Source organism: Chitinophagales bacterium, assembly GCA_016787225.1.
Taxonomy (GTDB): Bacteria; Bacteroidota; Bacteroidia; order Chitinophagales; family JADJOU01; genus CHPMRC01.
Window position 1 is genome coordinate 173,180 of sequence record JAEUUY010000011.1, and the last position, 16,174, is coordinate 189,353.

The 16,174-nt window shown below is 38.1% G+C and carries 5 protein-coding genes; 4 read left to right on the forward strand and 1 reads right to left on the reverse strand.

The features are described from left to right. Positions 1-52 precede the first annotated feature (52 nt). Positions 53-12,229, reverse strand: a complete 12,177-nt coding sequence (locus JNL75_03950) for a T9SS type A sorting domain-containing protein (GenBank protein ID MBL7788968.1) — start codon at positions 12,227-12,229, stop codon at positions 53-55. Between the two features lie 354 nt (positions 12,230-12,583). On the opposite strand from JNL75_03950, the gene JNL75_03955 reads away from it, so the two are divergent. The 4 genes from JNL75_03955 to JNL75_03970 are packed head-to-tail and all read left to right on the forward strand — an operon-like array spanning position 12,584 to position 16,153. Next, a complete protein-coding gene (locus JNL75_03955) occupies positions 12,584-13,471 on the forward strand; it encodes a flavin reductase family protein (protein MBL7788969.1) in 888 nt (295 codons plus the stop codon). Then, positions 13,471-13,752: a hypothetical protein gene (locus JNL75_03960; protein ID MBL7788970.1), complete on the forward strand. Its 282-nt coding sequence runs from the start codon at positions 13,471-13,473 to the stop codon at positions 13,750-13,752. The genes JNL75_03955 and JNL75_03960 overlap by 1 nt, the downstream gene beginning before the upstream one ends. Positions 13,753-13,807: 55 nt before the next feature. Next, on the forward strand, positions 13,808-15,505 hold the full coding sequence (locus JNL75_03965) for a sensor histidine kinase (GenBank protein ID MBL7788971.1): 1,698 nt from the start codon (positions 13,808-13,810) through the stop codon (positions 15,503-15,505). 6 nt (positions 15,506-15,511) lie between these two features. Beyond that, positions 15,512-16,153 (forward strand): response regulator transcription factor, encoded by a 642-nt coding sequence (locus tag JNL75_03970; protein ID MBL7788972.1) that lies wholly within the window; start codon positions 15,512-15,514, stop codon positions 16,151-16,153. Positions 16,154-16,174 lie beyond the last annotated feature (21 nt).

Below are 16,174 nucleotides of genomic sequence, written 5' to 3' on the forward strand. Positions count from 1 at the left end.
TATTATAGGTTATAGGTAAAAGACATTTTTACACCACAAAATCCTATTAGTCTTACTTCACTATTTTAACGACTTCTCTTCCTTGTCCATTAGAGATTTCAATAAGATAGACTCCAGACTGCAGCTGGTTTAGCTCGATAAGCTCACGCAGTGTGTTTGCAGTAGGTGTATAGGAATTAGAATACACGAATTTTCCGGAAACATCCATTATTACAAGACTAAGTTTACTCTTATCGATGTTTTTAGCTTCAATAGTGAGTTGTCCATTCTCTGGTATCTGAGTAGGAAACACGGATACTTGGAATTCTTTTCCTTTTGCTCGTTTGGCTAATTTAATCTCTGAATAATCAAACTGTCCATCCATATCCACTTGCTTGATACGATAATAGGTGAATGAATTAAAATCGCTGTGAATAAAGCTATAAGTATTCAAACTAGCTGAATTTCCCGCTGCTGGTATCTTATCACTTGCGACTTGAAAATCTTTTGCATCGTAGCTATATTCAACTTCGAAATAATCCGTATTTTGTTCGCTTGCTGTTTTCCAAATCAGATTATTGCCTGTTTCTAAGGTCTGTACTTCAAAGCCTGCCCAGGTTACTGGAAGACCTACACCGCCGCCGCCACCGCCAGGACCAAAACCGACTCCAGCTCCACCGCCAGAAAAGCTAGTAATGCCTCCGAGTTCTACATAATGCACCCCACCAGCCGTTGTGCCATAAGTTACCGTAGGTTTAACAATAGTAGATGGAAACTTATTTCCTACAATTCCCGAAATGAAACTAGCATTGTAAGGAACTCCTACCGTCTTAAACCACTCAATATATGGTGTTTTTACGGCAAGTGTATTGACATTGGTAATATTTTTTAAACGACTCCATGCGGAATCACGGAAACCTAAGATTAAAGTAGTATCTGACGGAAGGTAAGGGAATCGAACCTTAACGGTACCTGTGAAGCTACCCTTGGCATCCCAGAAGCGTGGCATCAAATACATAGCATGTTCTTGATTCGCACCATTCGAACTCTTGAACGAGTCGATAGTAGTCTGCACATTTATTATGACCGTATCGCCAGTTAATGCCCCAGAAGTAATACCGGAGGTATCAATAGCAAAATAATAATTGACACCATCGCCATAATAAATGAGCGATCCACTGACGCCTCTTCGAGTTTGCTTCACTCCATTCTGTGCGCCAGTCCCTAGAACCAAGTCAGCGCTCGATGTCACTTTTACAAACACTTTTTTCGTGCCCGTACAGCCGCTAGCAGTTCCTGTCACCGTATATTCACCAGAAGTAGTCGCTGAGAAGCTCACTGCATTGGTTATCGACTGAGGACCTGACCAACTATAAGAGGTAGCACCTGTTCCTGAAAGTACAATTGAGCTACCAGAAGATACAGCTATCGTATCGACACCTCCACCAGTAGATGTAAATGCGGGAGTACTGGTGTAAGAAACTATAAATGGGGTTGTAACCTCATCCGCACCTATATCTGGAGTTGAACTTCTAGCATCCCCATCGATATCAACTGCTATTCCTAAGTTCTCTCCATTGTTACAAACACTCGTGACATGAATATTAGAAGAAGAAACATAGAATGGATTTCTATTGATAGAATTCAATCCACCACCAGAAGGATAAGCCGCAGCGAAATTGCTAGCAGTATAATTTACCCCTCCGATATTCACGAGATTTGCAGAAGAAGGATTCCAATAATTGTTACTATTGACACCACTCGCTGCTCCACTAGGAGTTATGAATAATGGAGTCCAGTTAACAGCAGTAGGGATTGTTGTGCTCAAGATATTATTGCGCACATCATTGTTGCTACCATTTTGAATTTGCATACCATAATTCGGTCCAGAGGTTGAATTAATATCATGATTCACGGTATTGTGATACAAATTCCAATTCGAGGCACTATTCAAGAAAATACCAACTGTTGGACTAGTGGAAGCCATTCCATTTATAAAATTATTATAACATTGACCCTGATTACTAGTACCTCCTTGAGTATTGATAAAGTAGATTCCATATATACCAGTTCTCACTATCGTATTTCCATTTACTTCATTAAAATTGGAACCACTAGGATTAGCCGATGTGAAGTAGATAGGCCATGTATTTGTTATTGTAGTCCTTGTGTTTATGGTATTTCTATTGAACTTAACAGTTTGTGGATTCTGGAACCAGCCTCCAGAAAAATAAACATTCGCAAATGTATTATTGGTAAAAAAGTTAGTCAAGGCGCCATTATTCAATGCGGTAAATATCCCATAATAACCAAAATTAATCGTACACGAATCAACCCTATGATTATTCGCAATGGTGGAAGACGTGGTACGTGAGGTCGTGCTGCCATTGATGACTATAGATGAATAATTAGTAGAAGCAGAGGTTGTTCCATTGCCAGTCATATCTACTACACAATTTACGACACGATTGTTTGTCCCATCCATAAAGTGCACTGTCCAAGCTTCAGAAGTACCCGAACTGCGGATAGTCATATTCCTAAAAGTAATAAAACTGCAATTATTAAATCGAAGAACATGTGATAATCCTGAGCCAGAAGCACCCGTAGCAAATGAAAGAATCCTCGTTGCTGCATTTCCACTTCCTCCATCAAAGGTAATCGTATTGGTGGAGCTAACTCCCATAATGGTTGAGGGTATCGTTACTTGCTCATTATAGGTAGCTGCTGCCACTTGGAAAGTCACAGGACCAGTAACTAAGCCACAATTCAAGAATGCAATCGCATTGGCAAAAGATGTAAAATTGGTAGCCCCCGATCCAGATGGGTCTATGGTATATATCCCAGCAATATTTGCTCCAATATTTCTTGTAGTGGTATCATTTGCAGGGAAAGTTTCTCCTGATAGTGTAGTATAACTTCTGAGAAGATTGCAACCTGCAAAAGTCGCTGTAGCTGTAAATGTATAGCTCACGGAATCATTTCCATTCAGAGTAGGCGTATATGTCTCAGTTACTACGGTTCCACCATTTAATACATAATTCAAAGGGATATTTGATACGGCGTCAGTGCCATAATTTCTTATTCTCACTGTGATAGAATGCGTAGACCCTGCGGTGACCGAAGTAGGAGAAATTATTGCAGATACTCCGACATTGCTCGCAGTTTTATCATAAGCACCCATATCAGGGGTAGTGGTACCCAATGGTGGGTTTCTGGGATTATTGTCCATATCAAAAGGTAAAGTAGATATACTCACCGTACTATTAAACGTTGCTGCAGATACTGCTGCACCTAATCTTAAATTATCTGTTGCAGGGAATTGAGGATTGGTCGTAATACTGCCTGCTCCGCCACCCGATGGGAATGCTGTAGTAACGGCTCCAGTCGTAAATGTTCCCGATGTCGTTTGAATTATATTGGTGCTGACTGCATTAAAGTAACAATTATTAGTTAATGATGAAACACCTGAAGCATTAAACTGAACAGGAATCGAGGTTGTCGCAGCAGAAGCATTTGTTATCGCAAAAATATTATTTCTCACAAAAACACTACTTTGTGAATGAATATACATAGCTCGAGACGCTCCTGTAGCCGCATTATTCAAATTGATGGTATTGTGATAGTATTCATTATTAGTAGAATAACCTGAATAGATACCATACGTAACACCTACCCCTTGGAATTGGCCAATGACATTATTGTTTACTTGTTGGTTGATGCCTGCATTGCTATAGAAATTATTCATATAAATTCCATATTGTCTAGCATTGAATATTTGATTATAGTTATAGGTAGAAAAATCTACCGTTTGTGTATAATTACTAGGGATATAAATACCCGAAGAGTTAGCAGGGGCACTATTAATTCTCATACTTATTCGATTGTTATTGCACTTATGAGTCATTTGATTGCTGTAAATCCCATATAGGTAAGCACTGTCTATGATGTTAGCCCTAGTGTATGCATAGTTAGTATTGACTAAATTTCCGTTCACAAAAATTCCATAATAACCGCTCTTTATATTATTGCTATCTATATATACATTATGAATAGCTGAAGATACGGTATTCATAACAGTTCTACTACCATTTAAAACTACAGCAGCTAGATTAGAACCCGTAGCCGTAGCTCCGGCACCTGCTACCTCTATATTACAATTAGAAACAATACAATTTTTAGCATCGACTATGCTCACCGGCCATCCATTGGTGCCATCTGTGCTTCTTATCGTGAGATTTCTTACATTGATAAACTGAGAACCATTCAACCTAAAGGTATGCGGATTCGCTGCTGATCCGGCAAAGGTCAAAATTCTAGTAGAGGCATTGCCCGCTCCTCCATCAAACGTAATCGTATTGGTGGCAGAAGCTCCTAGAATCTCGCCAATAGAGTTTTGCTCTGTATATGTGCCACTCAATACATTAAACGTAACTGGACCACTCACACCAGCACAACTCAACTGTGTAATAGCCTGCGCAAAGGTCGTAAAATCTCCGCTGGAACCTATAGTATAAACACCAGACATAGATACACACATCGATGAGTTAATCGTATCGTTATTGAAATAAGTATCTGTGACTCCGTTTGGATTGGAAGTAAACACGGAGATATTCGTAGCACCTGTTACAGTAAAAGGTGTACTAAATGTAAAATTCATCGTATCACATGGAGCCAAACTCAAGCCAGTCAAAGTTTGCGAAGTCAATGCTCCACCATTCACTCGATAGGAAACCGTCACTGTGGAAACCGTATTCGCGCCAAAGTTTCTCAAAGTCACATTGACATTCGTACTACCTGCTACTAATGGGAATGCAGGCGAGTTTAGACTCATGATGCCCATATCATTATTGACTACTGCGCCAGTCTCATCTGCTCCTATATCCGGCGCAGAACCTCTTGCTTGATTGTCAATATCTACCGCAAGACCGAGATTAGCGCCAGTATAACAGCCATTCAAGGTGTGTAAATCTGTGGCATTATTTACAAATCTAGGATCTGCATTGACTGACCCTAAACCACCCCCAGAAGGGAAAGCCAATTTAAAGTTAGATGTAGTTGCATTGATAGCACCTGATATTAAATTAGCAGAAGAGGCGTTATAGTAAAGATTATTATTCAGTGCGCTCGCTGCCGAAGTAGCGGATATAAATAATGGAGTTGCGTTAACTATTGTCGGACTAGTCACAGATAGAATATTATTGCGCACATCAATAGTCCCACCATTTTGCAAATAGATGCAGTTATTGGTTCCACCAGTAGAGGCAAAATCCAGATTAATGCTATTATGCCAGATATTCCATCGAGAAGATGAGGAGTTATATATCCCCACATTAGTTGAAGTGCTTTTAAACCCTGAAATCATATTGTTATACACTTGACCCATGGTAGAACTCGGATTGGTCGAAGTCGCAAAATAGATTCCATATTGTCCTATATTGGTAAATTTATTGCCATTGATTTCATGGAAATTAGGAGAAGTAGGGTTGTTGTTGATAATATACAATCCATAAGTTGAAGCATTGATTCCCCTCATGTTGACAACATTATTGTTGAATTTTATCGCATGTGAACTATTAAAATATGCCCCATATTGATAAGCATTATTCATGGTATTGTTTAGGAAACGATAGGTACTCGTCCCCATAGAATTGCTGGTATATACACTGTAATATCCTGCATTCAAAACTGAGGAATCGACTATGTGGTTATTTCCTGTTGTAGAATTTGTACCTAAACTAGTAAGACTACCATTCATGACTACTGGAACTAAATTGGAATTAGCACTAGCAGCACCTGCACCTCCTATATCCAGTATACAATTCGTAACACGGTTATTGGTTCCATTAAAGAAATGCGCACACCAACCATTGGTGGCATCTGTCGTTCGAATAGTAAAATTTCTAAAGGTGACAAAATTACAGTTGTTGAATCTCAACACCGCTGGTGTTCCTGCGGAGGTTGTAGCTGTGAGAATTCTATTAGCGCTATTGAGACCATTGAAGGTAATGGTGTTCAGAGCAGAAGCACCATTAATAGTCGTAATATCAATGGCACCCACATAAGTGCCTGGCTGAGTGACATTGATGGTGACAGGACCAGATACACCGCAATTTATTAAACTAGCTAAAGCCGCAGCCCACGAGTTGAAATTACCAGAACCTGTTGCAAGGGTTGTATCAATCGTATATACACCACTCAGAGGACTGCACACAATAGAAGATACAGTATCATTTGCTGCAAAACCATCTGGTTGTCCATTGGGAGCATCCGTCCAAGCAATGATGGTATCAAAAGAACCTGTGAAATTATGTTGGTTTGGGGTAGTGAAGGTAACATTAGTAGTTCCATTGGATGCAATACTACCTGTCCAAGCAACTGTTTTCACTGTACCATTTACGCCCACCTTATACCTTACATTGGCTGATGTTAATGTACTCGTTCCATAATTTCTAATCTGAACGACCACATTTTGAAGACCTGTCGTCAATGGTGCTATAGGACTGACAACAGCCAAGACACCTGAATTGTCGGCAGGTGGATTATACTCATCCGCACCTATATCTACTGTGGTTGAAGGAGAAAGCGGTCTGGTATCTCCATCGATATCCGTGATAATAGACGTATTCACTCCTGCATTATTCAAAGATGTCCCCAGTGTGTGAAGATCTGTATTGTTATTGAGGAATTGTGGGTCAAGATTTCTACATGTAGTCGTATTTAAGCCGCCAATAGAAGCACCGATCCAGCTACTTCCACTATAAGTCGATGTCGCCATTAATGCCATACTACCAGTTGGATTGGAAATACTATAAATATTATTATTGACAAAAGCTGTCATAAATGGCGATGAAGAATTATAGAAATATCCAACTTGATTGGTATTACTACTGCCCGTAAACGTATTATTTCTATAATCTACTGAAACCAACGAAGTGGAACCAGATGTATTTTGGAACCAGTGTGCATATCCACTACCTAGATTACTGATATGAATAGTATTATGCCAGAAATCAACATGCCTGTAGGTAGCAGGAGCTGTTCCTACATTGAAAAATACTCCATATGGGCTTGCATTATAAGTGATGCCCCCGATCATATTATTGTTAATCTGAGCCCGAGTAGTTCCCGTGCCCGCTTGATGATTCGTTCCATCAAAATACATTCCATACTGCCCAAATCGATTGATTTTGTTTCTATTGATTTCAAAAAGATCCACATTAGCAAATCTCATTCCATAAGAACTAGTACTGGTAGAAAGCATACTATCTATATTATTTCCATTTACTTTTGTATTCGTTTGATATAAATGGAAGATACCATAAAAGGCTTGTCCTATCAATCTGTTATTCGTCACTTCATTTCTCGTACAGAGTGCAGCAGTGCTCGTACCCACAGCAGATATCCCATAATAGCCACCTCTGATGGTATTGTTATTAAACACATTATTGTTTCCATTGTTACCTGTTCCAGTCACAAAAGAAGTATTGGTACTAATAGCGATACCCGCTGAATTGCTAAAGCTTGTATTGGTAAGCGATATATTAATATTTGAATTCGTCACAAAATTACTATCTGCAGTAGTCACGAGGTGAACTCCCACACCAAAATTGGCACCAGTATTATTGATCGTCAAGCTATCCAAGGTGATATGCTTCACGGTGATCAATCGAATCGTATGTTGGAGTGTGGACACAGTTGGATTAAAGGTAATCGTCTCTCTGGTCGTATTTCCGGAAATTCGTAAATTATTCGTTCTACTCAATCCTGATATCATACCATTAAAGGTGATTTGTTCATTGTATGGTCCAGATCCTGCATCAATTCGTAGAACCACCGGACCTGACATACCACATGAATATAGTGAACTCACAGCCTGAGAAACGGAAGTGAAATTCGTAGTGCTAAATGGTAGGTTTTTATTGATGGTATAAGTACCAGTGTATGGAGTGCAAAGATTAATTAATAAGGTATCATTGGTGTTGTTTCCATCGGCATTGCTCGTATTGATCAAGCCATTAAATATTCGCAAAACATTGGATCCAGAGGAAGTCAAAGTAAGCGATGTCGTGAAAGTCAAGATTGCAGTATCACATGGCAAAAGACTCAAACCTGTGAAAGATTGAGAATTTACCGCACCGCCATTGACAGAATAATTCATATCCAAAGCTGTTATGGTAGTACTCCCATTATTTCTCACTCTTACACTTACGGTATAAGGTGTGGCTAATGCAAATACGGATCCCGTAGGAGAGGTCATCGCTTGAGTAGCTACATCAAAAGAAGATGTTGTAAATTCATCACAACCTAAATCGGGAGTGGTAGACCTAGCTTGTCCGTCTATGTCATCTAAAACTTTGGTAATAGAAGGTGAAGAGGAAGAGTAATTATAACCTATGTCCCCAATACAGGGTAAGGTAGTGTGTAAATCAGTCGATGAAACAAAGCTAACTTCTCTATTTACACCAGCCGATTCAAATCCAGGTATACCACCCACAGCAGCTGTTTTCCAAGCACTATAACTAGCATAATTCGTTCCATTGTAGGCAGCAAAATTCGAATTTCGAGTGAAGAAGTCATTGTTATTGTAAAACATCTGTGTTCCTGAATATACAAAAGCTGCATATCCTGAAGTAGTTCCATTTCCTATATTTTGGAAAATATTGTTTCGCACCGTATCATAGGACAAACCATTACTCATATACAAAGCATACGATCCATTTGTAACGGAATTCGTCATATTCACCGAATTATGTACAATATCAGAATATTGACAAGAGTTTTGCATAAAAATTCCATAAGCTGTAGATTGTGTACCACCTACCTGTATCATATTATTAGCCACTAACCCTCTCGTTGGATTAAAGGTATTCACGTTGAAAAACTGTAAATTCAGGCCGTAAAAGCTTCCTGAAGATGCGCTGGTAGATGTGAATGCTATTTTATTTTTCGTAATAATAGGTCCTCTAGGTGACCAATAAGCATAAATGCCGGAATAATTGTTTACTGCGGAACTGGAAGTGATTGTATTCCCTGAGATATTTACAGAATCTTGATAGTAAGTGTATATACCATAATAATACGATCCACTAATTGAATTATTACTAATAATATTTCTATTCGAATTTAAGGATGTGTTTGAACTAAGAAATACTCCATATCCAGCTCCATTAATGGTGTTACCATTGATTGTGTTTCTGTTGTCGCTCGTATTTGACTGGAATACTCCATAGCCATTAAAACCGCTGGCATTCATATCGATGATACAATTTGAAATTGTGTTGAAATGTGCACTATTTCGAATCCAAATACCATAACAGGTGGAAGTAAAGGCATTTCGGATAGTCAATTTATCGAAAGTGATATAATCTGCTCCATTCAAGTCGATGATTGCTTGTGAACTAGGCGTTGAAAAACTAAGAATGCAATTCGCAGCGACACCGGAAAGGGATTGGAATGTAATGGTATTCACTGCAGAAGCACCTAATATAGGTGTTAAGGATAGTTGCTCTGTATAGGTTCCATTAGATACGTTAAAAGTCACGGGTCCGCTAACCCCTCCACAAATCAAACTATTCACTGCAGCAGTAAAGGTAGTAAAGTTTGTAGGGCCGCTTCCTGAAGGATTGATCGTGTATGTACCAGACAAAGCTGGACAGAGCGTCCACTGAGCAGTATCATTGGATACTATTGGGTCAGCAAGGCCGTTTGGATTAAAGGAAAACGCCCTGAAGGTAGTAGATCCAGATGGGATAGTTGCGGAAGTTGTAAAAGTATAGGTCATGGTATCGCATGGAGCTAAACTACCTGTCCACGCTTCCGTTACAGGTGTCCCACTGCCTAATCTATAACCAAAACTAGCGCTTGTGATCGCATTGGCACCATAGTTTTTCACTACGATAGAGACCGTACTAGTACCTACTGTAGTAGGAAAATTTGGAGTAGTAATACTCATAATACCTATTTCATTGTTTGGCACTCCAGTGATTTCATCGGCACCCATATCTGGCACACCTGCCCTTGTTTGCCCATCGATGTCTTGACTAATACCTAAACCACCTAATCCATTAAAACATGGATTGGTGGTATGTAAATCTATGCTGGAAATAAATCCAGGATTCTCAGATATAGAATTAGCCCCAGCATTGGCTGGAACAGCAGTTTTATAATTTGCAGCGGTAAGATTAACCCCCGCTATCTGAGCCAAAATAGAAGAAGATAAATTGTAATAATTATTGTAATTCAGAGCAGAAAAACTGCTTGTAGCGCTTGCAAAAAATGGATAGGTATTAATAGAACTGAGTCCTGATGTACTCAAGATATTATTTCGAACATCCATTAACGATGTAGAGTTAAGATGCACTCCTGCTGAGGTACCGGAGGTCGCATTGAATGGTATCGATACACTATTATGATATATTCTAAACCTTGAAGCACTGCTAAAGGCAATTCCATAATTACCACTTGTATTCGCAAATCCGGTAATCATATTGTTGGCTATAATTGAATTTGTTGTAGGGGGATTGCTATTGATGATGTATATACCGTATTGTCCACAGTAGTTAAATTGATTGGAAGATACATCCAAAACGTTGGTTCCCGTTGGACTAATACCATTTGCAAAAAAGCCCTGTCCGCTTGTATTGGTGCTTCTCAAATTAAATTGATTAAACCTAACTTGTGCCCCTTGATTGCCATTAAGTTGTATTCCGTTATAAAAAGCATTTGTCAAATTGTTATAATTAAAGGTATTCGTAAACGTATTGGCATTGATAGCAGTATAAATATTATAGTACCCAGAATTAAATAGGTTACTATCAATGATTATATTTCTACAATTCGCAGAAGTGGTCGAAATAGTTGTCAAACTGTTATTAAGCACTAGCCCTGAGAATGTATTAGCAGATGAGGTGGTGGCTGTTCCTGTAAACTCTATGGTACAGTTATTCACTCTGTCATTGGAGTCATTCATACAATGCACTACCCACCCTTGACCTGTACCCGTGGATCTCAGGGTCATATTTCGCACGGTGATATACCTCGAATTATTAAATCGGACAATAGCATTCGCGCTCGCTGATGTAGGATAGGTGAGTATGCGTGTAGCTTTATTGCCATTTCCCCCATCAAAGGTAATGGTATTGGTAGTAGAAACCCCGGCTATATTAGGGATGTACAACGTATCCGTATAGGTACCTGCTGCCACAGAGAAGTTGACTGGTCCCGATATACCACATGCTCTTAACGCATTGACCGCATTGGTAAAGGAGGTGAAATTTGTCGAGGTAATACCTCCAGCAGGATCAATGGTATAAGCTCCTGATAATGGTCCAGTACATAGTAGAGGAATTGTTTGGCAAATGGTATCATTAAGAGGAGTATTTTGAGTAGTCGTTCCATTTACATTATACAAGAAATACTTCAAGGCATAATTGCCTAAAGTGGGTGCTGTAAAACCAGTAGTAAAGTTTACCGTATAGCTTGCTCCAGGGGCTATTGACAATCCGGTGAATGTTTGCGTAGTGGCAGCTCCACCGTTCACCGTATAACCAGCACTAATAGAGGTCATATTTACATTGGTCAAATTTCTCACCATGAAAGATGCTGAATTGACGGTAGGGGATGCAGCGAGAACGGTAGGTTGTATAATTCCAGCGACTATGGCATCTGCGGTACTAGAGGCTACCATCAAAGTATAATCTTCATAATCTGCCGAATAAAATGATGGACCACATGGAGGAGGAATTAGGCCCTGTCCATCGCTTGCTACTCTAATTCTATAGATTCCTGCTGATAGAGTAGGTAAGGTAAATGTACCTGATACAACCGTATTAGGCGTAGTCATATTAGCTAGGTCTAACACCAGCTCTCCCCCAGCCGTAGCTATAGGAGTAGTATTAAAAGTCCCATCATTGTCAAAATCAATAAAAAGTCGAATCTTTGTCTGATTGCCAGTTCCGCCTCTTATAGAATAATTTACAGTGGCTCCTGAGGTGGCCGTTAAAATTTGACTAGTATAGTCAAAATAAATTGGCGAACCCGAGCCTGGGGATGTTGTGTTGTTTATTTGAACAGGAATTGCTGCTGTATTTAATGTTACATTTTGGATTCCCATACCGTAACCGCCAACATTCGTAGCACTAATTGCTGTACAATAACTGGGTGGAGTAAAGCATTGAGCTTGCATATTGTTTACTATTGCATATAATACTACAAAGCATACTAGTAAATTTCTTAAGTAAAAATATTTCATACAGAAAAAAATTTATCAAATATAATTTCTTTATTACTAAATAGTTAATTATTTTATGACTTCCCAAAACTAAAACTCTCCAATTGTTAAATCTCAAATTCAAAAGATAAAAATTGACTTTTGTACAATACAGTTATTCATAAATTGTATTATTTTATTGACATTAAACCCTAAAGATTTACCATATTATAATGTCTAAAATATTTGCTTAAGACTTGACCATTATGTTTCAAACTATATTGAAGAAAAATTTTAAACGAAAGATTGATTTGGCTTTACATTCACGACAGTTGCTTGGATTATAATTCTGCAGAATTATTCAAAGCTATTAAATTTGTAACCTTATAAATAGTTATGCCCTACCAATCATACGATACTTCCAAACTCACCCTTCAAGAAACCCATGGCTTTCTACTTACCGCTGTAGCCCCAAGGCCAATAGCTCTTGTGAGCACAGTGGATAAAGATGGAAATGTGAATCTAGCTCCATTTTCCAACTTTAACGCCTTCTCTACCAATCCTCCTTTGCTGGTATTCTCAGCGAGCAGAAGCGGGAGAACAGGCGAAACCAAGGACACCTATAAAAACATCAAAGAAACCATGGAATGCTGTATTAGCATCGTAGAATATTCCTTCGTGCATCAAATCTCTTTTGCCAGCACAGAATTCCCTAGAGGAGTCAATGAATTTGTCAAAGCAGGTTTGACGCCTATCCCATCGGATATCGTGAAAGCTCCTCGTGTAGCAGAAAGTCCTGTCCATTTTGAATGTAAAGTGAATCAAGTGATAGAACTGGGAGATCAAGGCGGTTCTGGTAATCTTTTTCTTTGCCAAGTGGTTCGTATTCATACCGACGATAGAGTCATGAAAGATGGCAAACTAGACCCTCTCAAAATACATCAAGCGGGTCGCTGTGGACTAGGCTATTATGTAAACACGGACCCAGAACGCATGTATTCTATCCCACAACCTCAAGCGCAGATAGGTATAGGCGTAGACGCCTTATCAGAAGATATTCGATTTTCAAAAGTGCTTACAGGAAATAATTTGGGACAATTGGCTCTCAATCAAACCCTGCCCTCAGAAGATGAAATCAACGATTTTCAAAAAACAGAATCCTATAAATATTTGATGAGCTTCGATGGCGCGGAGCGCAAAAATCAATTTCATAAAGCAGCTAGCGAAATGCTAGGGAATAACAATATTCGATTGGCACTGATAACACTTTATTCCTATTCTTAATGCTAGAAAAACTTAAAGCCAAATGGGGTGTCAATAACCTCAATCTCATTTTAATTTTATGCACTTTTGCTATTGGAGGTAGCTTGTGTGGATTTCTAGGCAGAAAAGCACTTGGATTGCTAGGATGTGATAAAACAACTTTTTTCTATTGGCCTGCCTATATCCTTGCTATGACTATTCTCTGGCCACTTTGTGTCATTACGGTCAGTATATTTACTGGTCAATTTATTTTCTTTAGAAATTATCTTAAGAAAATATTTAAAAGGTTTTCTGGGAAATAGTTTGATTCCGTAGTTCAAATATTACCATCTTGTAAAATTATTAAACAGAAATTTATTGTTACGAATTAAGATTCTTTTTCTAATTACCATATTAAACATACAGAGCTCGGCTAACATAAAAATCGAAGATATTTGTGAACGATTAGAAGAAAATCCCAATCATAAACTTGCTATTGATAGCTTAAAGATTTTACTCAAGAACAAAAAACTAACAGACCATGAAAATGTCAAGATTTATACCAGTATACTTTATAAATATAGTATGTTGCAACATTTTGATACTTGTTTGAGTATCGCAGAAAATCAATTGCTTCTTGCAAAACAAAATGGTAGTTTTCTGGGACAAGCGACCTTCTACAAACAGATAGGCAATACTTATTATTATCTCAAAAATCAAAAGAAAGCAATAGAATACTTCAATCGAAGCTTAGATATATCTAAATCTCACCAACTATTTGAACTCGCAGAAGATTGCTCTCATAACATAGCAGGAACAAGAATGGAACAAGGTTTGTCCGATACTAAAACGGAAGACTATCTTAAAAAAGCGATTTATTATAATAAGCTATGTACCCCACAACGTATTGATAGACAAATAGGACATTATAGATTACTGGCCACTTTATACGACTATCAAAACAAGCTAGATATGGCTCAAAATATTTATGAGCAGTTATTGAAAATCACACGAAAGCATAAAAGACCCTATGATGAAATGACCACACTATGCTTTTATTCTCAGGTGTTAAGCAGAAAAGGAAAACATAAAGAAGCATGTAATTTTAGTCATGAATCTATCCAAATGGCAAAACCATTCAATGACCCAGATGCATTAAGCACAACCTATTCTATGCATGCCAGAAATTTAAAGCAAGCTGGCAAGGTTGATTCCGCATTTCAAACCTTACTCATTCTACAAAGTTTACAAATAGATCGCTATAATACTAATCTAAACAAAAGTATAGCAGAAGCAGAGGCTAAATTTAAAAATGCTGAAGTAGAATTTGAAAAAAATGTAGCTATTTCTGAGAGTAAAAGAAAAGTACAACTCTATGCTTCCATTTTTATATTTACACTTTTCCTTTTCATAACTGGAGGGATCTTTTACTTTCATCGGAAAAAAGCTATAACTGAAAAGCAAAAAATGCAGGCCATTTTGAACGCTGAGGAAGAAGAAAGAGATCGAGTTTCACGGGAATTGCATGATGGAATTGGACAATTGTTAGGCGCAGCTAAGCTCAATCTGCATGCTTATGAGGAAAATCAGAGGAAGGATATTTTAGAAAAAGCAATTAGACTAATAGATGAATCAGCTATAGAGCTTCGCTCAGTTTCTCATAGTTTGGCGCCTGTCACTTTGAAAAAAAATGGCTTGGTATTATCTATAAAGAAATTTCTTGATAGTCTTCATTCCCATTCTTTGAAAATTAGTTTCCACTCTACGCAGAATACTATCCCCATAGATAATAACAAAGAGATAGTCGTATATCGTATTATTCAAGAATGTGTAAGCAATGTAATAAAACATGCCAAAGCTAAAAATCTGTTTGTATCTTTGGATTTGAATGAAAATTTCTTAAATATCATGGTAGAAGATGATGGTAAAGGATTTGAAATAAAGTCTTCAGAAAATGCCGATGGGATAGGGCTGCATAATATGAAGGTGAGAACAGAATACTTAAGAGGCACTATGGAAATCGATAGTAAACTAAATTCCGGGACCGTGTTTTCTTTTAGATTTCCATTAAAATAAACCTTCATGCCAAAATTGATAAATATTGGTTTGTTAGACGATCATCAAATTGTAATTGATGGTCTTATTGCATTGTTGAAAAATGTCGAAAACATAGAAGTAAAATTTGTATGCAATGACAGTATGACTATTGAAGAAAAACTATCTGCAACCAATATTGATATTTTACTGACCGATGTCATGATGCCAGGTAGGAATGGATTCGAAGTAGCGAAAATAATTCGTGAACAGTTTCCTACTTTAAAGGTAATCGTACTGACCATGAGTGGTAATGGCAAACATATTAAAGCCATGATAGACGAGGCGCATATTCATGGATATCTGCTCAAAACCTGTTCGAAAGTCGACCTAGTCAAGGCGATTGAAACCGTATATCAAGGGGGAAAATATTTTGTAGATGAAATCTGGAGAGAACTAGAAACATACAATGAGCAACTTCAGCATTTAGAATCTTTGAATTTGACTCCACGAGAGATAGAAATCATGAAACAACTTGCGCTAGGGAAGTCCAATAAACAAATAGCCAATGATCTTATTATAAGCGAACATACTGTGGATAGTCATAGAAAAAATATCTATCGAAAATCTGGAGCTCATTCGGTTGTGGAACTTTTGGACTTTGCGAGAAATCATGGCTTTCTAGACTAAAAGGATGACTAATATTTAGTC

Bases quoted from the DNA above. Each gene is read 5' to 3' on its own strand.
- JNL75_03950 (MBL7788968.1), bottom strand. From the start codon at position 12,229: ATGAAATATTTTTACTTAAGAAATTTACTAGTATGCTTTGTAGTATTA.
- JNL75_03955 (MBL7788969.1), top strand. From the start codon at position 12,584: ATGCCCTACCAATCATACGATACTTCCAAACTCACCCTTCAAGAAACC.
- JNL75_03960 (MBL7788970.1), top strand. From the start codon at position 13,471: ATGCTAGAAAAACTTAAAGCCAAATGGGGTGTCAATAACCTCAATCTC.
- JNL75_03970 (MBL7788972.1), top strand. From the start codon at position 15,512: ATGCCAAAATTGATAAATATTGGTTTGTTAGACGATCATCAAATTGTA.